Annotated in this window: 15 protein-coding genes and 1 other RNA gene; 14 read left to right on the plus strand and 2 right to left on the minus strand. The window is 33.1% G+C overall.

Going from position 1 to position 22,643, the window contains the following annotated elements; genetic code table 11:
* Window positions 1–16 precede the first annotated feature (16 nt).
* The 5 genes from KA828_RS09010 to KA828_RS09030 all read left to right on the plus strand — a co-directional run bounded on the left by KA828_RS09010 (window position 17) and on the right by KA828_RS09030 (window position 5,891).
* The gene (locus tag KA828_RS09010; protein ID WP_210126080.1) at window positions 17–2,719 is read left to right on the plus strand and encodes a helicase C-terminal domain-containing protein; all 2,703 of its coding nucleotides are present in this window, start codon (window positions 17–19) and stop codon (window positions 2,717–2,719) included.
* A gap of 110 nt (window positions 2,720–2,829) precedes the next feature.
* Entirely contained in the window at window positions 2,830–4,122 is a 1,293-nt protein-coding gene (gene asnS, locus KA828_RS09015) for an asparagine--tRNA ligase (RefSeq protein ID WP_053029424.1), read from the plus strand.
* A gap of 94 nt (window positions 4,123–4,216) precedes the next feature.
* On the plus strand, window positions 4,217–4,903 hold the full coding sequence (locus KA828_RS09020; protein WP_210126081.1) for a DnaD domain-containing protein: 687 nt from the start codon (window positions 4,217–4,219) through the stop codon (window positions 4,901–4,903).
* Entirely contained in the window at window positions 4,893–5,546 is a 654-nt protein-coding gene (gene nth / locus KA828_RS09025) for an endonuclease III (protein ID WP_053029422.1), read from the plus strand. The genes KA828_RS09020 and nth overlap by 11 nt, the downstream gene beginning before the upstream one ends.
* Window positions 5,547–5,567: 21 nt before the next feature.
* Window positions 5,568–5,891, plus strand: a complete 324-nt coding sequence (locus tag KA828_RS09030; RefSeq protein WP_075108782.1) for a YpoC family protein — start codon at window positions 5,568–5,570, stop codon at window positions 5,889–5,891.
* Between the two features lie 348 nt (window positions 5,892–6,239).
* On the opposite strand, the gene KA828_RS09035 is transcribed toward KA828_RS09030, so the two are convergent.
* Window positions 6,240–8,501: a transglycosylase domain-containing protein gene (locus tag KA828_RS09035; protein ID WP_193839334.1), complete on the minus strand. Its 2,262-nt coding sequence runs from the start codon at window positions 8,499–8,501 to the stop codon at window positions 6,240–6,242.
* Window positions 8,498–9,124 carry a Holliday junction resolvase RecU gene (gene recU / locus KA828_RS09040; RefSeq protein ID WP_053029419.1) on the minus strand — a complete coding sequence of 209 codons (627 nt, stop codon included), beginning with the start codon at window positions 9,122–9,124 and terminating at the stop codon, window positions 8,498–8,500. The genes KA828_RS09035 and recU overlap by 4 nt, the downstream gene beginning before the upstream one ends.
* A gap of 305 nt (window positions 9,125–9,429) precedes the next feature.
* Here recU and KA828_RS09045 point away from each other — a divergent pair, with 305 nt between their 5' ends.
* The 9 genes from KA828_RS09045 to KA828_RS09085 all read left to right on the plus strand — a co-directional run.
* Window positions 9,430–9,768: a DUF1798 family protein gene (locus KA828_RS09045; RefSeq protein ID WP_193839335.1), complete on the plus strand. Its 339-nt coding sequence runs from the start codon at window positions 9,430–9,432 to the stop codon at window positions 9,766–9,768.
* A gap of 10 nt (window positions 9,769–9,778) precedes the next feature.
* Entirely contained in the window at window positions 9,779–10,342 is a 564-nt protein-coding gene (locus KA828_RS09050) for an SLOG family protein (protein WP_075108785.1), read from the plus strand.
* Between the two features lie 10 nt (window positions 10,343–10,352).
* Window positions 10,353–10,691 (plus strand): cell division regulator GpsB, encoded by a 339-nt coding sequence (gpsB, locus tag KA828_RS09055; RefSeq protein WP_053029416.1) that lies wholly within the window; start codon window positions 10,353–10,355, stop codon window positions 10,689–10,691.
* Between the two features lie 131 nt (window positions 10,692–10,822).
* Window positions 10,823–11,205: RNase P RNA component class B (gene rnpB / locus KA828_RS09060), an RNA gene on the plus strand.
* Window positions 11,206–11,325: 120 nt separating this feature from the next.
* Window positions 11,326–12,459 (plus strand): THUMP domain-containing class I SAM-dependent RNA methyltransferase, encoded by a 1,134-nt coding sequence (locus KA828_RS09065; RefSeq protein ID WP_210126082.1) that lies wholly within the window; start codon window positions 11,326–11,328, stop codon window positions 12,457–12,459.
* 165 nt (window positions 12,460–12,624) lie between these two features.
* The gene (locus tag KA828_RS09070; RefSeq protein ID WP_210126083.1) at window positions 12,625–13,263 is read left to right on the plus strand and encodes an SDR family oxidoreductase; all 639 of its coding nucleotides are present in this window, start codon (window positions 12,625–12,627) and stop codon (window positions 13,261–13,263) included.
* A gap of 192 nt (window positions 13,264–13,455) precedes the next feature.
* Entirely contained in the window at window positions 13,456–16,899 is a 3,444-nt protein-coding gene (locus KA828_RS09075) for a dynamin family protein (protein WP_210126084.1), read from the plus strand.
* A 16-nt stretch (window positions 16,900–16,915) separates the two neighbouring features.
* Window positions 16,916–17,794 (plus strand): 5'-3' exonuclease, encoded by an 879-nt coding sequence (locus tag KA828_RS09080; RefSeq protein ID WP_075108789.1) that lies wholly within the window; start codon window positions 16,916–16,918, stop codon window positions 17,792–17,794.
* 563 nt (window positions 17,795–18,357) lie between these two features.
* Window positions 18,358–22,643 (plus strand): YSIRK-type signal peptide-containing protein (locus KA828_RS09085; protein ID WP_210126085.1); only part of this gene is annotated, 4,286 nt, incomplete at its 3' end.

Genomic DNA, 22,643 nt, shown 5'->3' on the forward strand with positions numbered 1-22,643 from the left:
ATAAGGAGAGTTAGTTATGGGACACACAAGTTATGCAGTTGTCGACTTAGAAACAACTGGCAATCAACTTGATTATGATGAAATTATACAAATTGGTATAACCTTTGTAAGTAATAATAAAATATCTGGGACTTATCATTCTATGATTCGTACTGATTTGGAAATTCCACCATTCATCCAAGCATTGACCTCAATTGAAGATACAATGTTAGAACAAGCCCCTTATTTTCATGAAATCGCAAAAGATATTTATCAACAACTAAAAGATTGTGTATTTGTGGCGCATAATGTAGATTTTGACTTGAATTTTATTAAGAAGGCTTTTAAAAACTGTAATATACATTTCGAACCTAAAAAAGTCATCGATACATTAGAGTTATTTAAAATTGCTTATCCAACAGATAAAAGTTATCAACTTAGTGAATTAGCGGAGTCTCATGATATACCTTTAGATAATGCACATAGAGCTGATGAGGATGCTACAACAACTGCATTATTAATGATTAAAGCCTTTCAAAAATTCGAACAACTTCCAATAGATACGTTAAAACAACTCTATTATTTAAGTAAAAATTTAAAATATGATTTATATAATATCTTGTTTGAAATGGTTCGTCAGCATCCATCATTACCTTTAGATAATACGCTTGGACAATTTGAACAAATTATTTATAAAAAACAAGTGGATTTAAAAGCACCAAAAACTAAATTTAATGGTTCACTTAAAGATCTGTATCGTGATGCAGTTAAAGCACTCAATCTTACATATCGTCCTCAACAATTATATTTATCTGAAATTATATTAGAACAATTGATGCACAACGATAAAGCAATGATAGAAGCACCTTTAGGTAGTGGGAAGTCATTAGCATATCTATTAGCAGCGCTAATGTATAATATTGAAACAGGACGTCATGTCATGATTTCAACCAATACTAAATTATTACAGAATCAGCTTTTATTAAAAGACATACCTAGTTTAAATCAAGCGCTAAATTTTAAAATTAATGCAACACTTATTAAAAGTAAAACAGAATATATTTCACTTGGTCTAATTAGTCAAATATTAAAAGATGAAACTACTAACTATGAAGTTAATATTTTAAAAATACAATTATTGACATGGATTATCGAAACTGAAACAGGGGATATTCAAGATTTAAATCTTAAAGGTGGTCAAAAAATGTATTTTGACCAAAAAGTTGAAACCTATGTGCCCGTTAGACATGATATTCATTATTACAATTACATCAAACGAAATGCACAACACATCCAAATCGGCATCACTAATCATGCGCATCTTATACATTCAGATCAAGAGAACTCAATATACCAACTGTTCGATGATTGTATCATTGATGAGGCCCATCGCTTGCCGGATTATGCATTAAATCAAGTTACAAATGAACTTGATTACTCAGATTTAAAATATCAACTTGGCTTAATAGGGAAGAATGAAAATGAAAAATTGTTGAAAGCAATCGATCATCTTGAACAACAACGTATATTAGAACGTTTAGATATTGCACCAATTGATGTATTTGGACTGAAGATGAACATCTCAGTAATACACGATTTAAATGAGCGTTTATTCAATCATATATTTGAAATCATTCAAAATTCGGACGTTCACGATGATGACATTCATCGACACCACTATGTATTTGAATTTGATTCAACACAGATTCTTAAAGATTTACATTTAATTGTTGATAAAATAAATAAAACATTAGAAATATTTAATGGCATGACGCATAAAACGATTAAGACTTTACGTAAACAACTGCTATATATTAACGATACTTATCGAAACATAGAACAAAGCCTTAAAGATCATCATACAGCTTATTTATCTATTAGAAATTTGACTCAGAAATCAACAATTAAATTAATTGTTAAAGATTACGCTGTCCGAGATATTCTTACAACACGTGTCTTAGATAAATTTAACTCTTTAACCTTTATTTCAGGGACATTAACTTTTAATCATAAGTTCGATGCCTTCAAAAATTGGTTCAAAGAGGATGTGCAATTTAACACTTATCAAGTTCCATCGACATTATCAAATCGTATGAATACGAATGTGTATATTCCTAGCGATGTTAGTGCTTATAACTTCAAAAATATCGATGATTATGTAGCATCTATTGTCGATTATATACAGGAATATGTCACAATCACGCAGTCGAAATGTTTAGTATTATTTACAAGTTATCGCATGATGCATATGGTTCAAGAATTATTAAATGAACTACCAGCATTTGAGGACTATGTTGTGCTCACACAGCAGCAAAATCAAAATTATAAAATCGTTCAACAATTTAATAGTTTCGATAGAACGATATTGCTTGGTACGTCGACCTTTTTTGAAGGCTTTGATTATCAATCAAATGGTATTAAATGTGTCATGATTGCCAAACTACCATTTATGAATAAATATAATACAAAACATTGGCTCATGGATTCAGAGTTTGAGTCTACCTTTAAAGACTATGTATTACCTGATGCAGTTACACGTTTTAGACAGGGACTCGGTCGATTAATTCGAAATGAGGATGATCAAGGACTTATTGTTTCATTTGATGACCGTTTAATTAGTAGTAACTATAAGAACTTTTTTGCTCAAACGCTAGAAAATTATAAACAGAAAAAAGGGGATATCAAACAGTTTGGTAAACTCATTAAAAAAATCCAGCAAAATATTGATAAGAAACAATAATTAATAGGATTAAACGATTAAACAACATCGTCACATGCTAGAACTTCACAATTTATTTTGTTAAAATAAATAAGTATTGACTATATAGAATGACAATTAGGAGATTGGTTATGAAAACAACGATTAAACAAGCTAAACAACACCTTAACCAAGAAGTGACTATTGGTGCTTGGTTAACGAATAAACGTTCAAGTGGCAAGATTGCCTTTTTACAATTACGTGATGGTAGTGGCTTTATGCAAGGCGTGGTAGTTAAATCAGAAGTGGATGAAGAAACTTTCCAACTTGCAAAAGAAATCACACAAGAATCATCACTTTATGTGACTGGAGTTATTACTGAAGATAACCGCTCAGATTTAGGATATGAAATGCAAGTGAAATCAATCGAAGTTATACACGAAGCACATGATTATCCAATTACACCTAAAAATCACGGTACTGAATTTTTAATGGATCACCGTCATTTATGGTTACGTTCTAAAAAACAACATGCTGTTATGAAAATTAGAAATGAAATTATTAGAGCAACATATGAATTCTTCAATGAGAATGGATTTACTAAGATTGATCCACCAATTTTAACAGCAAGTGCGCCAGAGGGCACAAGTGAACTATTCCATACGAAATACTTTGATGAAGATGCTTTCCTCTCTCAAAGTGGCCAATTATATATGGAAGCAGCTGCAATGGCTCATGGTCGCGTATTCTCATTTGGTCCAACTTTTAGAGCAGAGAAATCTAAAACAAGACGCCATTTAATTGAATTTTGGATGATTGAACCAGAAATGGCATTTACTAATCATGCTGAAAGTTTAGAAGTACAAGAACAATACGTAACACATGTCGTTCAATCTGTACTTAAAAATTGTCAATTAGACCTTAAAGCATTGGATAGAGATACAAGTAAACTTGAAAAGGTATCAACACCATTCCCAAGAATTTCGTATGATGACGCAATTAAATTCTTAAAAGAAGAAGGTTTCGACGATATCGAGTGGGGCGAAGATTTTGGTGCACCACATGAAACTGCAATTGCAAATCATTATGATTTACCTGTATTTATTACAAATTATCCAACTAAAATTAAGCCATTCTATATGCAACCAAATCCAGATAATGAAGACACTGTACTCTGTGCTGATTTAATTGCACCAGAGGGTTATGGTGAAATCATCGGCGGTTCTGAACGTATTAATGATTTAGAATTATTAGAACAACGTATTGATGAACATCAATTGGACGCAGAAAGTTACAATTATTATTTAGATTTACGTCGTTATGGTAGTGTGCCACATAGTGGATTTGGATTGGGCTTAGAAAGAACAGTTGCTTGGATTTCAGGTGTAGAACACGTAAGAGAAACTGCACCATTCCCACGATTATTAAATCGTTTATATCCATAGGTTTTATGATTACTTTTCATACACAGTTATTTACTCGTCCAGTCAGCAGTTTGACTGGACGCTTTTTCAACTTTAAAGAGGGAGGAATATCAATTTGAATAAATTTCAACTTAAAAAACGTCCTGTCGTCATTAGAAGAGAATTATTTGATCATTATAGTGAATTAGGACTATCTGAAAAAGATTTAATCATTTTAATTAAATTGATTTACGCCTCTGAATCATCAAATAAGCAACCATCCGTCGATGAATTAAAATTAGGGTCAAACATGGAGCCAAGGGAAATTACTAGTATTATTCAACATTTAATTCAAAAAGATTTGTTACAACTTCAAGTGAAGAAGGATGAAGAAGGTAAATTTACTGAATATATGGATTTGGATGGCTTTTTTGAGAAATTAAGTACTATTTTATCTCAGGAACAAACAAATCAAAAAACGAATCAAACGCAGCAAGATTTCAAAGATTTGTTTCAATACATTGAAACTTTGTTTGCTAGACCTATTTCTCCTTATGAAATCGAAACGCTTAATCAATGGATTGATGTAGACCAACATGATTTTGCTTTAATACGAGCTGCATTAGATGAAGCATATAGCCATGACAAGCTTAGCTTTAAATATGTTGACCGTATTTTATTGAACTGGAAAAAGAACAACGTAACGACGACTGAAGAATCTAAGAAAATTAGAGAACAATTTAGCAAACCAACTATGACACATACGGTTAAACATATACCAAAGTTTGATTGGTTAAATGGGGAGAAATTAGATGATAAGTAAAAAGAAAGCACTTGAAATGATAGACGTCATAGCTGAAATGTTTCCAGATGCAGAATGTGAACTTAAACATGATAATGCTTTTGAATTAACGATTGCGGTATTATTATCTGCACAGTGTACAGACAACTTAGTGAATAAGGTGACACGTACACTTTTTCAGAAATATAAAACGCCTCAAGATTATTTAAACGTTGATATCGAAGAATTGCAAAATGACATACGTTCCATTGGTTTGTATCGTAATAAAGCTAAAAACATACAAAAGCTATGTCAGTCACTTATCGACCAATTTAATGGCGACATTCCTAATACGCATAAAGCGCTAGAAAGTTTAGCCGGTGTGGGACGCAAAACAGCAAATGTTGTAATGAGCGTAGCATTTGACGAACCTTCATTAGCTGTTGATACACATGTTGAGCGTGTTTCTAAGCGACTTGGTATCAATAGATGGAAAGATAATGTTACCCAAGTGGAAGAGCGATTATGCAGTATTATTCCTAGGGAAAGATGGAGTAAAAGTCATCACCAACTTATTTTCTTTGGTCGTTATCATTGCTTAGCCAGAAAGCCTAAGTGTGACATTTGTCCTTTACTAGATGATTGTAGAGAAGGGCAAAAACGTATGAAAGCACAAACAAAATAATAATTTAGGAAGCTTGATTAAATGATTAATAAACAGGATTTTATAGAAATTGAAGAACAACTTGATGAATTTGCTAATCAGCGCAGATTAAACTCAAATGAAGCTAAAAAGGTTATTGATAAATATTTTGACTTAATCATTCAATTCTTTAAAGAGATAAATGAAATTGAGAAGATTGATTTCAAATTATTAGATCAATATCCAGTGGTACCTATGAACTTTGAGGAACGCTATCAGTATATGTTAGCTAGAAAGTATCATTTTATGGGCTATAGTCAAATGAAGACGCTAAAAAGTGAGTTAATTAAAATGAATGCTTCGTATCAAATTAGAAGGAAGCGTTAGGACTAAAATTAAGATAATAGCCGTTGAGATTGAGACGTTATTTTTAGATATAGGTCACACAACAATAGGGTTACAGTTTAATGATTTCAATTTCTTGCAATACGCTCTTCTGAAAAGGTCCTTAAAATAAACGCTTCTCAGTTCTAGTCATTCTTGCGGCCGGGGCCCCAACAAAAAGCATTTCATTAAGAAATTTTACAAGCAAAATAAGTTAGGCAAGCAATCCAACAATACTAATTATTATAAATAAAGAAGCCAGTAAATGAATTTATCAAAACTCATTTACTGGCTATTTTACTAGGAATGATGTCCCAGTCTTTCATTTAAATATTTAACACTTCAAAAACACTATGAAGCTTTTTTAAAGTCGAAAATACTATTTAAATTAAAAATGTTTGAAAGGGTACTTCCGAAACTATTTGAACTTTGTGTTGATGAATTGTTATTCGTATTTCCTGAATTAGTATTGCTACTATTGTTACTATTACTACTATTTGAACTGTTAGAGTTAGTTGATGTACTTGAGCCACTGCTTCCGTTTACTTCACGATTAGTTGTGTTGTTATCAGGATGACCACTAACTGATAAATTATCAGGACTAGAACCGATAACTGAATCTGGTTTTTCAAAGTCACCATCATTACTAGAAGATATATCTGACATCACATCTTCATATAAGAATTGTGGATATTCTTGTTCTGTGTGACCTAAGAATGAGTTAACGCCACCTTCTTTAATTTCACTGAAGCCCATCCAGATAGACATCGTGTATTTAGGTGTAAATCCATTAATCCAAACGTCTTTCGCAGCGTTATCAGGTAGGTTATATTGTTGGTTAATTTCAGTACCATAAGTACTTGTACCAGTTTTAGCACCCATTGTAACGCCTGAAACGCCGTGTCCATAAGCTGAACCATAGGCTTTAAATGTACCTGTGAGCATTTCAGCTAACATGTAAGCTGTGTAGTCTTCCATCGCTTTATGACTCGTATGATCAAACTCAATTGTATCATCGTCAGCTGTTACAACTTTCTGAATCGAATGCGCATTATTATAAGTACCACCATTAGCAATTGCTGCAAATGCAGATGCTAATTGAGTAGGTGAGAACTCAGAAGCGCCACCACCAAGTACTTCAGAAGGACCAATATCACTTTGATAATCTAATCCAACTTTTGATGCAAATTTCTTAACTGCATTGTCACCAGCTTGTGCATTCACTTGTTGCCAAGTTTTAAGTGCTGGGATATTGAAACTTTGTCTTAATGCATCATACGCAGTTACAGTACCATGACCACTTCCATCATAGTTCTGGAATGTACCGCCATCAATTGAATAACTAGATTCATCTTGAATTGCATGATTTGTAGCCCATTGCATATTTTCGATTGCTGGACCATAAGATAAGAATGGTTTCAATGATGAACCAGTTAAGTGTGCATCTGTTGCAGCATTATTATCTACAACGTCTTTGAAGTTACGTCCTCCAGAGATTGCAACTAGACCACCCGTTTTACTATCAAGAATTGTTGAACCAACTCGTTGGTCATCATTTTTGTAGTAATTACCATTATCTATACGATTTTGTAATGTTTGTTGAACATCTTTATCCATATTAGTGTAAATTTTGATTCCACTTTGAAGAACATCAGCCAAGTTTTTATCCTTGAATTCTTTGTTGTTCATCAATTCAGATTTAACAAAGTTTACATATGAATCGTATTCTGAATCAGAATCATCTGTGCCAATTTGACGTTCCTTAGCTGTACGATCTACTAAATTAGCTTTTAAGTTGATTTTCTTAGCATCATTATATTCTTTATCAGAAATTCTATTATGATAATGCATTAAGTAAAGTACAGTGTTCTTACGATTTTCTGCCTGTTTAGGATTATCGTAAATGTTATAAAGGTTAGGCACCTGTGGTAAACCTGCTAAATATGCTTCTTCAGCAAGATTTAAATCTTTCAAATCTTTATTAAAGTAATATTTAGCTGCAGCTTTAACACCATATACACCGTCTGAGTAATAAATTTTATTTAAGTACATTTCAAAAATTTCATCTTTACTGTACTCTTGCTCTAGACGATAAGATAGGTAAGCTTCTTGGGCTTTACGTCCGATAGATTTCTCTTCACTTAGAAATGCTCGCTTAACTACTTGTTGCGTTAAGGTAGATGCACCTTGTGAACCAAATCCACCAGTTAAGTTTTTACCAATAGCACCAAATAAACGTTTATAGTCAATTGCACCATGTTCATAAAATCGATTATCTTCAGTTGCTAGCACGGCATTTCTCATATTTTTAGGAACATCTTTTAATTCAACATGTTCTCGTCTTGCGCCGTTATCTAATTTTTTAACCAAGTCACCATTTTTGTCGTAAATTTCTGCCGGTTTAGGATCTTGTAATTTAGATTCGGTAAATGCAGGTGCTTTCCATGCATAGTACGCAAATAATAAAATGCCTAGTAGAACTAAAACGATAAAGGCGATTAATAAAAAGCCAATAATCTTAATAATCGTTCTTTTCACATTCTTATTCTTTTTTGCTTTGGACTTCCCATTTTTACCATTTTTAGGTTGAGAAGATCCTTTATTTTCCGTCATACGCGGTCCTCACTTTCATCTAATATCAACTTATCAACTGCATTGAGGTAATTTAATCTTGGTTGATACTGATAAGGAATATAGTAACTATTTTTTCTTATTTCTTCAACTGTTATTGATTTTTTTATTTCATTTTTATATCTTTCCCAAAATTTTTGGAATTTGGAAAATGGCAATAGATATACTTCATCAAGTATTTTAAATCTTATAATTAAAAATACAATTCCTTTTTGAAGAAATGCTTTTTTCATATGTTCTACTTGATGATCATGAATATTATTCAAAGGAAAAGAAGTTTTATTCTTAGTCTCCTTTGCTTCAAAATCAATATAATGACCATTATACACGCCATTATAATCCGTAGTTGAAGGTGTACGAAAGTAAGCTTCATTAATAACTGCTTTACTTCGTTTCGGATAATGAACATTAACGATTTGAACCGGTGTCGGCTTTTTATGTATAACCGCTTTGCCATGGTTTAAATAATAATCGTTAGAACGTTCAATATCTTTTTCAAGAGTCATACCACGGCCACCATATTCTATATTACTAGAATTCGATTTGCCATTTCTTCCGACCTTAGTCGTATTTCCCTTAAAAGGTTTGCCATTAGGGTAATTCATTAGATTCACCACACAAGTTTGAATACATTTAATAGTGGATATGTAACACTAATACCAACCAATTCTAAATGGTATCCTTAAGTGATTACGGATTGTAATTTCAAACTAGGATAGATAATAATGAAGCATAAACAAATAAGCACTTATACTTATGAGTGACTTTCATTATTAATCTTCTTCATTTTAACGTTATTTATCTGGTAAAACAATATTTCAATGTATTTATCCTATTAATGAAGCTATCAGTTAAATGACGGTCGGATTAAATTATGATAAATTAAATTGGATATAAGGAGGGCGTCTTCATGGATACGAAAACAATAAATGACTTACTTAATGAACTACAAACAATTGAAGAACGCTTTAATAACGTGAAAGTGTCACAAAATGATTATGATTTTTACAATGTGGTTTATCCATACACACAAATGATAGATGCTAAATTAGAAAGCCTAATCAAATTAAAACCACAGATTATTCAACTAAGTTATATGAACGCCAACAAATTTGATTTACTTATCAAGTCTTATAAAGAATTATCTGTCGACTGCCATTTTCATAGAACGAGTAAAAAGTTGTTCACTGAAAAGGTAAAAGCAGTCAATTACGATTTAAATTATATTTATCAAACTATTGAAGGGTGATGTCGCACAAATGAAAACTGTGTATGTTACAGGATATAAATCATTTGAGTTAAATATATTTAAAGATGATGCACCTGAAGTCTATTATTTAAAAGCATTTCTCAAGCACAAATTACTTCAATATATTGATGAAGGTCTTGAATGGGTCCTCATCCAAGGTCAACTTGGTATTGAATTATGGACTGCTGAGGTTGTTATCGATTTACGTTCTGATTATCCAGAATTGAAATTAGGCATTATAACACCATTTTACGGACATACGTCGAAGTGGAATGAACAAAATCAAATGAAGTATAATAAGATTGCGCAAGAAGCTGATTTTATGGAAAGTGTTCATCATTCAGAATATGAGGGGCCGTATCAGTTCAAACAAACAGATCAATTTATGCTAGATCACTCTGATATGTCTTTACTTATATATGATGATGAGCAAGAAGGAAGCCCGAAATTCTTTAAAAGGATGTTAGTTGATTTTATAGATAAAACAAACTATACTTGTGATATTGTGGCATTTGATGAACTCACTGATTTTATAAATGACATGCAGTGGGAGCAAGATCAAAGTTTCGAATGAGGTGGAAAAAATGGCAGATGTTTCTTTAAAGCTTTCAGCAAAAGATATCTATGAAAAAGATTTCGAAAAAACTATGGCCCGTGGTTATCGTCGTGAGGAAGTAGATGCTTTCCTAGATGATATCATTACAGACTATCAAAAAATGGCTGATATGAATAATGAAGTTGTAAAATTGTCTGAAGAAAATAACAAACTAAAAAAAGAAGTTGAAGAATTAAGACTACGAGTGGCAACATCAAGACCTTCTGACAATAAATCATTTTCTTCAAACAACGCTAATTCATCAAACAATAATGTTGATATTTTAAAACGAATTTCTAACTTAGAAAAAGCTGTATTTGGAAAGTAATGTAAGCGTCTTTAGATTTAATGAATGTAATAATAGATAACTATTGTGTAGTGTCATTTTCACTAAACAATAGTAAATCTACAAAAATATCTGTAATAGTATAGATAATTATGATATAATCGCAAAAGTGATATTTTGGGTAATCGCTATAGCAATATAGAGGAAAGTCCATGCTCACACAATCTGAGATGATTGTAGTGTTCGTGCTTGATGAAACAATAAATCAAGGCATTAATTTGACGGCAACGAAATAACCTAAGTCTAATGATACGGTTAAATTAGTTTGAAAGTGCCACAGTGACGTAGCCTTCTTAGAAATAAGAAGGGTGGAACGCGGTAAACCCCTCGAGTGAGCAATCCAAATTTGGTAGGAGCACTTGTTTAGCGGAATTCAACGTATAAACGAGACGTCTTTATCGAAATATAAAGATATGTAGACAGATGGTTACCACCGACGTACCAGTACAACTAGTGTACGATATGAGTACAACGGTACAGAACATGGCTTACAGAAATATCATGAACTAGTTTAGCTCTCCCATTTATTGGAGAGCTTTTATTTTTTTCTAATCATACATAAGATTTTAAATATTTGTTAACATATAAATGTAATTATAAAAAAGGAGATCACGTCATGTTCCAATTATTAGCAGTTTGTCCTATGGGATTAGAGGCTGTTGTTGCCAAAGAAATTCAAGAACTCGGATATGAAACACAAGTTGAAAATGGGCGCATCTTTTTCGAAGGTGATGCTAAAGCGATTGTAAAATGTAATTTATGGTTGCGTACAGCTGATCGTATTAAAATCGTAGTTGGCCGCTTCAATGCCAAAACATTTGATGAACTTTTTGAGAAGACGAAATCATTACCTTGGGAAGACATTATTGATAAAGAAGGCCAATTTCCTGTTCAAGGTAGAAGTGTTAAATCTACACTTTATAGCGTGCCAGACTGCCAAGCAATTACAAAAAAAGCAATTGTGGAACGCTTAAAGAAAGCATACGATGAAAAAGGTTGGTTAAACGAAAGTGGCGCGAAATATCCTGTTGAAGTAGCTATTTTAAAAGATAACGTCTTACTAACCATTGATACATCGGGCTCTGGTTTGAATCGACGTGGCTACCGAATTGCTCAAGGGGAAGCACCGATTAAAGAAACATTGGCTGCAAGTTTAGTTCGATTAGCAAATTGGAAAGGAGAAACACCTTTCATTGATCCATTCTGTGGTTCAGGTACCATTGCGATAGAAGCTTGTTTAATTGCTCAAAATATCGCACCTGGATTCAATCGTGATTTCGTTTCTGAAGAATGGAATATTATGCCACCTAATATATACGATGAAATGAGAGACGAAGCTGATCAGCAAGCAGATTATGATAAAGATATTCAAGTATTTGCATCCGATATAGATCCTGAAATGGTTGAAATTGCTAAACGTAATGCTGAAGAAGTCGGCTTAGCAGATATTATTCAGTTTAGTGTGAAAGATGTTAATACATTAACGATTGATACGGATAACCCTGTTGCCTTAGTTGGGAACCCTCCGTACGGCGAACGTATTGGGGATAGAGAAGAAGTTGAAGAAATGTATCGTTATATTGGTAAGTTGATGAACCAACATGCACATCTATCAACCTACATTCTTACTAGCAACAAAGAATTCGAATTCTTAGTTAATCGAAAAGCGACTAAGAGAAGAAAATTATTCAATGGTTATATTGAATGTACTTATTATCAATATTGGGGTAAAAAACCAACTAAGATATAATTTTTATTAAATTTGTAAATTTTTCTTGATGTATCTAATAATATTTAATTAATTTAATCAATTCATTAGCGCTCTTATTATTACTGATGTAAAGTGATAGTAAGAGTGTTAAATTTAGATACAACTACATATATTTTTATACATCATAGTTAGGAGAGAAATCATATGCAAACAGTTTTAATTATTGGCGCAAACGGTAAGGTCTCTATCGAGGCTACTAAAATATTTTTAGAGGATTCAAATTTTAATGTTGATTTATTTTTAAGAAATGCACATCGAATTCCAGATTATGCATCAAATCGAGTGACAGTATATGAAGGCGATGCAAAAAATGCGAAAGATTTAGAACAGGCATTAGATAAAGTTGATGTTGTCTTTGCGAGCCTATCTGGTTCATTAGATGTTGAAGCACAAGCGATTGTAGATGCAATGTCTAAAAAAGATGTAAAACGTCTAATCTTTGTAGCTGCCCCTGGGATTTATGATGAATTACCGCCTAAATTTAATGCATTTAATCAATCTCAATTTGGAGAAAAATTAACTAAATATCGTAAAGCAGCAGACATTATTGAAGCGTCAACACTAGATTATACAATTATACGTCCTGCTTGGCTTACATTTAAGAATGAAACAGATTACGAAGTTACTTCAAAAGACGCTCAATTTAAAGGAACAGAAGTTTCACGTCGAAGTGTTGCAAGTTTAGCTGTCCGAATTGCTAAAAACCCAAAACTATACTCAAAAGAAAATATTGGCGTTAATAAACCAAACACCGATGGAGATAAACCTGCTTGGTTTAATTAACAATTCTTTATATTTGTTTCAAACTAGTGTTGTGATAAAATTTAATAAATAGGTAGCTTGGCAGAATTGATATTGTAATGCCGTTCATTCAATTCTATAGAATACTACCATTTTTAAAATAGCCTGTTACATTTAGTATGTCTCAAGCTCTTACTTTTTTTATTAGAATGTTTGAAATAAAGGGGACTTAGCATGGCTAATAATGAACAACTGGATATTTTATATAAATTAAAAAAGGAAGTTGAAAAATCTAAAAACTTAACTTTAGTACATACCATTAATCAAGTCATTAAAAAAGTATATTTAAATCAATATACTGCTTCTTTTGTAGGACACTTTTCAGCGGGTAAATCAACTTTAATCAACTTATTATTAGAACAAGATATTCTTCCAAGTTCACCAGTACCAACAACAAGTAATACTGCAATTGTATCTGTTTCAGATAAACAAGGTATTATAGCCAATTTAGAAAATCAACAATATTCTAAATTAAAAACTTATGATGAAGTTAAAAAAATGAACCGTTTAAATGTAGATGTAGAATCTGTTGAGATTAATTTTCCATCTACAAAATTTAAAAATGGCTTTACTTTGCAAGATACACCTGGCGTAGATTCAAACGTTGCTACACATCAATCCACTACTGAACAATTCATGTACACAAGTAATATTCTATTCTATACAGTAGATTATAATCATGTACAATCAGCCTTAAATTTTCAATTTATTAAACGAATGAATGATGTAGGGATTCCTGTCATCTTTATCATTAATCAAATTGATAAACATAATGAAGATGAAATTACTTTTGAAACTTTTAAAGAGAGAGTCAATAAGTCAATTGAGGATTGGGAGATTAATCTAACAGATATCTTTTATGTGTCTAAATTCGATCACCCTGAAAATGAACTATCACGCCTCTCTCAGTATTTAATAGAGAAAGATAATAACAGAGAAGCTATTGAAGATTATGTCAATCGTACAGTGAAATTCATTACAGAAGCACAATTAGGATATATTCAAAATGAGCTACAAGATATATTGGAACAACTTAACATTAATGAAGATGAATTTGAACAAGCTTACGCCAAGTTTCAACAAAATCAAGCTGTTAGTGAAGAAGCTAGACTTTTGAATAATCCTGATCAATTATTAAGCTTTTTAAAACAAAAGCGTAAAGATGTATTAGATAACGCATATATAATGACGCATGACATGCGTGAAGAAATTAGACAATACCTTGAAAGTATGAGTGACGATTTTAAAGTTGGAGGCTTCTTAAATAAAAAGAAGAAAAAGCAAGAAGAACAAGAAGCGCGACTACAAAATGTTGTAACTAAATTACAAGATAAGATGAATCAACAAATTCGACAACCACTAAGAGAGGATATGTCGTTCTTAACTCGCTTTATTAATAATTCCGAGGTGAATCATGACATTCTAAATCAGCATTATGATATTGATTCAAGTTTAATTTCAAATTTATATCAACCTCAAACGAGTATAAGTAATACGTATGTACTTACTTTCAGTGATGACGTGCTAAAAGCAATCAGAAATGATGTAGAAAAACAATCTAATCCATTGTTTGATAAAGCAATTAAGTATACACAAGCGCAAGATTTAACTGAGGAGACGACTGATGACTTACAAATTTACGAGCATTATCTAGAGTTACAAAATTTAAAATCATCTCTAACTACTAAGAATTATTTACATTATTATATCCATATGGAAGATTCTTTAGATAAATTAATAGGTAGAACTGAGGCAAATTATGTTCTAGAAGATACCGAACAGGCTACCACAAACGATGAGGACGCATCAAATCATCATTCGAATGTTAATAACATTAATGAAGTTAATATTCAAGCAGCATTGGGTATTATTAATCCTGTACCTTTATTTGAAAGAACGAAAAAAGATATTAAAGATACATTAGAACGATTAGACAATAAGTTAGTTAAAATTGGTGTATTTGGCACATTCAGTGCAGGTAAAAGTAGTTTAATTAACGCTTTATTAGGGGGACAATATTTAGTCAGTTCACCAAATCCAACTACTGCAGCGACGACTGAATTATCATATGGAGAGAATAGTCAGATTACACTTAAAACTGAAGAACAACTATTAAGCGAACTTAATCAACTGATTGAATATCACGATGTTTCTTTTGACACACTTGACTCATTTATCAATTCTGATATTCAACGTTTAAAGCGTCAATTAGAAAAGAACCAACTTGCCTTTGTAAGCGCAGTTCACAAACATTATTCGATGTATAAAGATATGTTAGAAGAAGGTGCTAAACATGTGATTTCTCGAGAAGAAATTAAGAAATGGAGTGCCGAAGATGAATTCGCTACATTTGTTAAGACTGTCCATATCAATTTACCGATAGAATGGCTTAAAGGAAAAATCATTGTTGATTCTCTAGGTTTACATTCTAATAATCAACGACATACAAATGAAACTGAACAAATTTTGACTTCATCTGACTTAATTTTATATGTGAGTTATTTTAATCATTCCTTTACAGATAACGATAAACATTTTATTGAACATATGAAAGAAATGAATCAACTTAATGAAAATCAAGCATTTAAAATGGTCATCAATGCGGTAGACTTAGCAGAAAGCACTGATGATTTAAACGCTGTGAAACATTATGTTAAAGATGCGCTCACTCAAGTCAACCTAAAATCAGATATCTTTGGCGTTTCAAGTAGACAAGCACTGAAACAAAGCGATGAAGGCATTAATCAATTACGACAAAGTATTGATCAATTTGTAGAAATAGATTCAAATCGTATATTAGAACAACAAATGGTTAAGCAGCTTGAACAAATCAATCTTTCATTTGAAGAAATGATTCATGACTATCAAACAAACCAATCTCATATTGAGCAACGTCAACAGCAATTAAAGCAATATCAAAATAAGCAAAGATTATCAAATCAATTGTTAATGACTACGGAACAACATACTAATAATGAGGTTGAAGATCAGATTTATCATTTAAATGGAAGATTAAAGTTACAATTATTAGATGATGTTAAAAGTGTTTATAATAGTCAAATGACTCAAAATAGTGATTTTAATGATGAAAAGAAAATTTCTTCTAAAACATTTTTAGACCAAATTCACCAACGCCTGTATTTGGAACAAAGTCTATTAGTTGAGCATATAAAAAAATATTATAATCATCAACTTAGCGATCAAGTCGCACCAATACTACAAAAATTAAACCAATTGCATGTGTTTATTAATCCTGAGTTTAATGTCACGCCTGAATTTACTGAAAAAGCATTTTTACGTATAGATTTAAACGATATGCTTGCTACATTACCTAAACAATTAACTAAACGAAGAATTCTTAATCCTAATACTCAAAGAGCATTGCAAGAACAAATTAGTATAAGCACACTTGAATTATTACAAAATCAAATGAGTGAATTCAGACAAGCATTAATTCAATTTGTTGCCTCAATGAATGAAGAGGCAGAAGATAAATTTGCGCAACTTGAAGGTGCAATTCAAAGCCAAATTGATGAATTAGTATCATTTAATTTGGACAATACTTTAATTGAACAATTACAAACAGCGCATCAAAAATTAAATGCACTATTAAAATAGAAAGAAGGCACAATCTATGGAAAATCGTGTCCTATTAGTGGATGGAATGGCTTTACTTTTTAGACATTTCTATGCAACTAGTTTACACAAACAATTTATGTATAATTCAAAAGGGGTACCAACTAATGGTATCCAAGGATTTGTCAGACATATTTTTACAGCGATTAATGAAATTAAACCTAGCCATGTTGCAGTTTGTTGGGATATGGGACAATCAACATTTAGAAATGAGATGTATAGTGCTTATAAGCAAAACCGTCCAGCGCCTCCAGAAGAACTCATACCTCAATTTGATTATGTCAAAGACATTTCAGATCAATTTGGTTTCATTAATGTAGGTATGACAAATTATGAAGCTGATGATGTTATAGGTACGCTTGCAAAATCTTTTTCAAAAAATAATGAAGTTCACATCATCACTGGAGACAAAGACATCTTACAATGCATCAATGAAAAAGTAGAAGTGTGGCTAATTAAAAAAGGATTTAACATATATAATCGCTATACTTTAACACGTTTCAATGATGAATATCAGTTAAATCCGCAACAACTGATTGATATTAAAGCATTTATGGGTGATAGTGCAGACGGATATCCCGGTGTAAAAGGGATAGGCGAGAAAACAGCTCTCAAATTAATTCAAACCTATGGAAGTGTCGAAAATGTGCTGTCTAATATTGATAAATTAACACCTGCACAACGCAAGAAAATTGAAAGTGATAAAGATAACTTAACTTTATCCAAACGCCTAGCCGAAATATATACTGACGTACCACTTAATAGTATTGAAATATATAAAGATATGGCTTACGCACATTCAATTAATCACATACTTTCAATTTGTAATGAACATGAACTATATGTATCGGGTAAATATATTTCATCGAAGTTATAACGGACGCAATGAGTTTGGAACATATATAAAATAATGATGTATTTTGGAAATTTGCAGTAGCTGACTGAACTGAGAAGGCGCTTAAACCGAGCTTTTCTCAGTTCTACTCATCTTTGCGGGAGGGGGTCCTAGCAAAGCGCATTTTACTAAGACATTTTATAAACAAAGCAAGATAGGAGTGGACGATGAATTTTAAAAGCATCCCGTTCCACTCTTTATTTTTTCATTAATTTTAAATGCCGCTCAATTCATAAATTAATTTATTTTATTGACAAAAATTCTAATTCACAGTGAATTGAATTAGTGCTACAATTAAAGAGAACAACAATTGAATTGTTCATTTCATAATGATAATTGAAATTTAATACCCGAGAGGAGTTGTAAAACTTTTGTCGAGTAATTTTTTTGTGTTTAAGTGACACTTAAAATTTTGACAATAATAACGGTAACTTAATTATCAACCTTTTTGATATTGAGCTATGTGTTATCGGAATTACTTTTCAATCATGCTCATAACATCAACATCAAGAATATACAACATAGAATAGGAGAGACGCGCATCAATGAATCATCGAGATAAATTGCAGAAATTCAGTATCCGAAAGTATGCAGTGGGAACATTCTCAACTTTAATTGCCACGCTCGTATTTCTAGGGACGCATACGGATCAAGCGCATGCAAGTGAGAATGCTAATGCTACCGTAGAAAAAGCTAAGACGAATACTGATACACAAGCAAACCGAGACATAAATAGTTTTCAAAATGATGCAACAACAATTCAAAGTAAGCAAACGTTAAATGCAACTGTAGATAATAATAATCAGTTACAGCAAATTGATAAGCCTTCCACTGAAAAAAGCGCTTTGAACTCTAAGACTGATGACAAAGTATTAACTGATACATCAACCTCTTCTAATAAAGAAATAAAAGAGGAACGTTCATCTGTCATTCAAAATGAAACATCAGAACCGCTGAAGTCGAAGTCGTCTTCAGTTGCAAAAAATCAATTAACTCATCAACAAACGCAGTCTTCTAATTCAAAACCATCTCAACAAATAGAAGATAAATCAGATAAACACCAAATAGTGGAATCAGACAATAAGGCAAATGTAGACCTTAAACGTTTAACTAAAGTGTCTCATCTTACTCAAGAAATCCAAAGCAAGATACCAGAAGCGAGTGCTTTAGAACCAACTAATTCTCGTATTGAGGAAGCTAGACAATTAGTTATAGAAAGTAATCATCTTACTCAATCTAGTAATGTATCACAACAGTCCCTTATTGATTTAATTAAAAGGCTAGAACGCACTCGTAATTCATTAGCAAATATTATTACGAGATCACATTCAGGTAAACGTGACCCAAGAAATGGCCAACATATTACACCAGGTAGTAATTTTAGATTTACTACATTAAACGGGCGTTGGAATTCAGGTAGAAACGTTATTGTGTATCAACGTAACTATGCTTCATTACCTGATGGTAGAGCCCTTGGAACAGGTCAACAAGCTAACGGTGTAGAAAGTATTACATCAAGAAAAACAGTTATGCGTGCATATTATAAACATGATGGTAACTCTAAATACTTAGTTTATGATGTATTCTTTAATAATGACGGAATTAACTTCATACCTCCCGGTTCTCAACAACGTTTAGGTATGGCTTTGCTATTACCTTACAAAGTTATGAAACTTAATTCAGATGGTTCATTCGCTAGCGATTCAGTTAAAAATCTTTCTTACGCAGCATATGAAAGAAGAAGTGGTCGTAATAGTTTATTAAGTGAATCACCTAGTGATTTCATTATCGATCCAGATAATAGCACTCAAGTGATTGATATGCTAAGAAGTAATCAACGTGATTTCGGTCATACAACTTTTTATCTTAGTTTCGGTGTTCGACCAGGTAAAAGCTTCAATGCAGATGCTAACGAATATTTCCATTCAAATAGAAATAATCCTGATTTAAGAAAAGCAGTAGAAGATCAAAGAGGGAAATTTAGTGGCTGGAACTATGGTATTGGGATACAAGTAGACCCTAACCATCCTGAAGGCGCAAATCGTGCGTATCATATGCATCTTGAAGTTAAATTAAGAGACAACGTGACTACAGCAGAATTGGAAAATGCATGGTCATATGCTAATACAGCTGCAATGGGTGGTGTGAGTAAATCTGCTTATACAGTTTTATCAGGTCGTATATTGCCAGAAGATAGTGCATTACCTTCAATTGAGAATCAACCACCAGTAAAACCCGTTATCAATTCAAACTTAGTAGGTAAAGCGACGACAGTATCAGTTATCGATGTCTCTACTGACCCAAATACTAAAGTTGAGATTTTCGATAAAAACGGAAATAAAATTGGAACAGGAACAACAAATGCCAGTGGTCATGCTTACATTACACCAACAAGTCCCATTCCTGAGGGTAATGTCACTGCCAAAGCATACAATCACAGTGATGAATCAAAAGTTTCGACGTCTGATCCAAAATTCGCATCAGATACAACACCACCATCTACACCTGTGATTAACACAAACTTAGTATATAAAGCTGGAACATTAACACCAATTGATGTTTCTACTGACCCTAATTCACATGTTGCATTAATCGATAAGAATGGACAAATTTTTGGTGCTGGTACGACAGATGCTAGTGGTCATGTCATCATTACGCCAGATCGCCCAATCCCAGAAGGTAGTGTAACTGCGAAAGCAACAGATAATGCCTTACATCCGAATAGTTCAGTTTCTAATCCAGTTCAAGCGACAACGTTAATTCCAGTAATAAAACCCGTTATTAATACGGATGTTTCAGGTAAAGCATTTTCTTCTCCTGTCATAGATATTACAACCACACCTAACACGCGTGTCGAATTATTAGATAAACATAATAATGTTATTGGACGAGGCATTACCGGCTCAAATGGTCATGCATACATTACACCTGACCATTATCTATTTGAAGGTAATATTACAGCGAAAGTATATGATCAAATAGATGCAACTAATAACGCAACATCTGATCCAAGACATGTTACAGATACAACACCACCTAGAAAACCGGTTATTAATACTAACTTAGTAAATAAAGTTGGAACAAGAACGCCAATTGATGTTTCTACTGATGTATTAACAAGAGTAGAAATTTTTGATGAGAATGGAAAGAGTTATGGCGTTATCATCACAGGCATAGATGGTCACGGAATCATTACACCTAGAGAACCATTACCATTGGGTAAAATATTCGCTAGAGCTTCAGATGGCGCAGAAACACCAAATACAATAGATTCAGATCATGTACCAGTAACAGATACAATTCCACCTACAGTGCCGACAGTGGATACAAACCTAATTGGTAAAGCAACGACGTTAACACCAATAACTGTTACAACTGACCCTAATACTAGAGTAGATTTGATCGATAAAAATGGTCATATTATAGGTACTGGCACAACAGATAATAATGGTCACGTCACTATTACACCGACTAAACCTATTCCAGAAGGTGACGTTACTGCGAAGGCAACTGATAACGCGGAACATCCAAATAGTTCTACGTCAGATCCAGTTAAAGCGACGGATACAACGCCACCAACTACTCCAACACTGGACACAGATTTAGTTGGTAAAGCAGGTACTCAAACGCCAATCACTGTGACTACGGATCCAAATACTAAAGTCGAATTATTAGACAAAGATGGCAATGTCATTGGTTCTGGTACGACAGATAGTAATGGTCGTGTGACGATTACACCAACGGTGCCTATTTCGGAAGGTAACGTGACTGTGAAAGCAACGGATAACGCAGAACATCCGAATAGTTCTACGTCTCAACCGAAGAAAGCAACTGACTTAACACCTCCGGTGAAACCTTCAGTTGTTGGTAATTTAGTGGGTAAAGCGGGTACGAAAGACCCTGTTGAAGTTATAACTGATCCGAATACACATGTTGATTTACTTGATAAAGATGGTAATGTCATTGGTTCTGGTACGACAGATAGTACGGGTCATGCGACAATTACACCAACGGTGCCTATCCCTGAAGGTAATGTGACTGTGAAAGCAACGGATAACGCAGAACATCCGAATAGTTCTACGTCAGATCCAGTTAAAGCTACTGACACAACACCTCCGACGGAACCAGTTGTTACGGATGATTTAACTGGTAAGGCAACAACTAAATCACCAATCACTGTGACTACGGATCCAAATACTAAAGTCGAATTATTAGACAAAGATGGCAATGTCATTGGTTCTGGTACGACAGATAGTAATGGTCGTGTGACGATTACACCAACGGTGCCTATCCCTGAAGGTAACGTGACTGCTAAGGCAACTGATAATGCCGAACATCCGAATAGTTCTACGTCTCAACCGAAGAAAGCAACTGATTTAACACCTCCAGGTAAACCAATTGTTACTTCGAATCTGACTGGTAAAGCAACGACTACTGATCCTGTTGAAGTTACTACAGATCCGAATACACATGTTGATTTACTTGATAAAGATGGTAATATCATCGGTTCTGGTACGACAGATGATACTGGTCATGTCACAATTACACCGACTAAACCTATTCCGGAAGGTGACGTGACTGCTAAGGCAACGGATAACGCCGAACATCCAAATAGTTCTACGTCAGATCCAGTTAAAGCGACGGATACAACGCCACCAACTACTCCAACACTGGACACAGATTTAATTGGTAAAGCAGGTACTCAAACGCCAATCACTGTGACTACTGATCCGAATACAAAAGTTGAATTATTAGATAAGGATGGCAATGTCATTGGTTCTGGTACGACAGATGATACTGGGCATGTCACTATTACACCAACGGTGCCTAT

It is taken from the genome of Staphylococcus sp. GDY8P85P, from assembly GCF_017892405.1.
Lineage (GTDB): Bacteria > Bacillota > Bacilli > Staphylococcales > Staphylococcaceae > Staphylococcus > Staphylococcus borealis.

Coding starts and splice junctions, on each gene's coding strand:
- KA828_RS09010 (WP_210126080.1), top strand. CDS start 17: ATGGGACACACAAGTTATGCAGTTGTCGACTTAGAAACAACTGGCAAT.
- asnS (WP_053029424.1), top strand. CDS start 2,830: ATGAAAACAACGATTAAACAAGCTAAACAACACCTTAACCAAGAAGTG.
- nth (WP_053029422.1), top strand. CDS start 4,893: ATGATAAGTAAAAAGAAAGCACTTGAAATGATAGACGTCATAGCTGAA.
- KA828_RS09030 (WP_075108782.1), top strand. CDS start 5,568: ATGATTAATAAACAGGATTTTATAGAAATTGAAGAACAACTTGATGAA.
- KA828_RS09035 (WP_193839334.1), bottom strand. CDS start 8,501: ATGACGGAAAATAAAGGATCTTCTCAACCTAAAAATGGTAAAAATGGG.
- recU (WP_053029419.1), bottom strand. CDS start 9,124: ATGAATTACCCTAATGGCAAACCTTTTAAGGGAAATACGACTAAGGTC.
- KA828_RS09045 (WP_193839335.1), top strand. CDS start 9,430: ATGGATACGAAAACAATAAATGACTTACTTAATGAACTACAAACAATT.
- KA828_RS09050 (WP_075108785.1), top strand. CDS start 9,779: ATGAAAACTGTGTATGTTACAGGATATAAATCATTTGAGTTAAATATA.
- gpsB (WP_053029416.1), top strand. CDS start 10,353: ATGGCAGATGTTTCTTTAAAGCTTTCAGCAAAAGATATCTATGAAAAA.
- KA828_RS09065 (WP_210126082.1), top strand. CDS start 11,326: ATGTTCCAATTATTAGCAGTTTGTCCTATGGGATTAGAGGCTGTTGTT.
- KA828_RS09070 (WP_210126083.1), top strand. CDS start 12,625: ATGCAAACAGTTTTAATTATTGGCGCAAACGGTAAGGTCTCTATCGAG.
- KA828_RS09075 (WP_210126084.1), top strand. CDS start 13,456: ATGGCTAATAATGAACAACTGGATATTTTATATAAATTAAAAAAGGAA.
- KA828_RS09080 (WP_075108789.1), top strand. CDS start 16,916: ATGGAAAATCGTGTCCTATTAGTGGATGGAATGGCTTTACTTTTTAGA.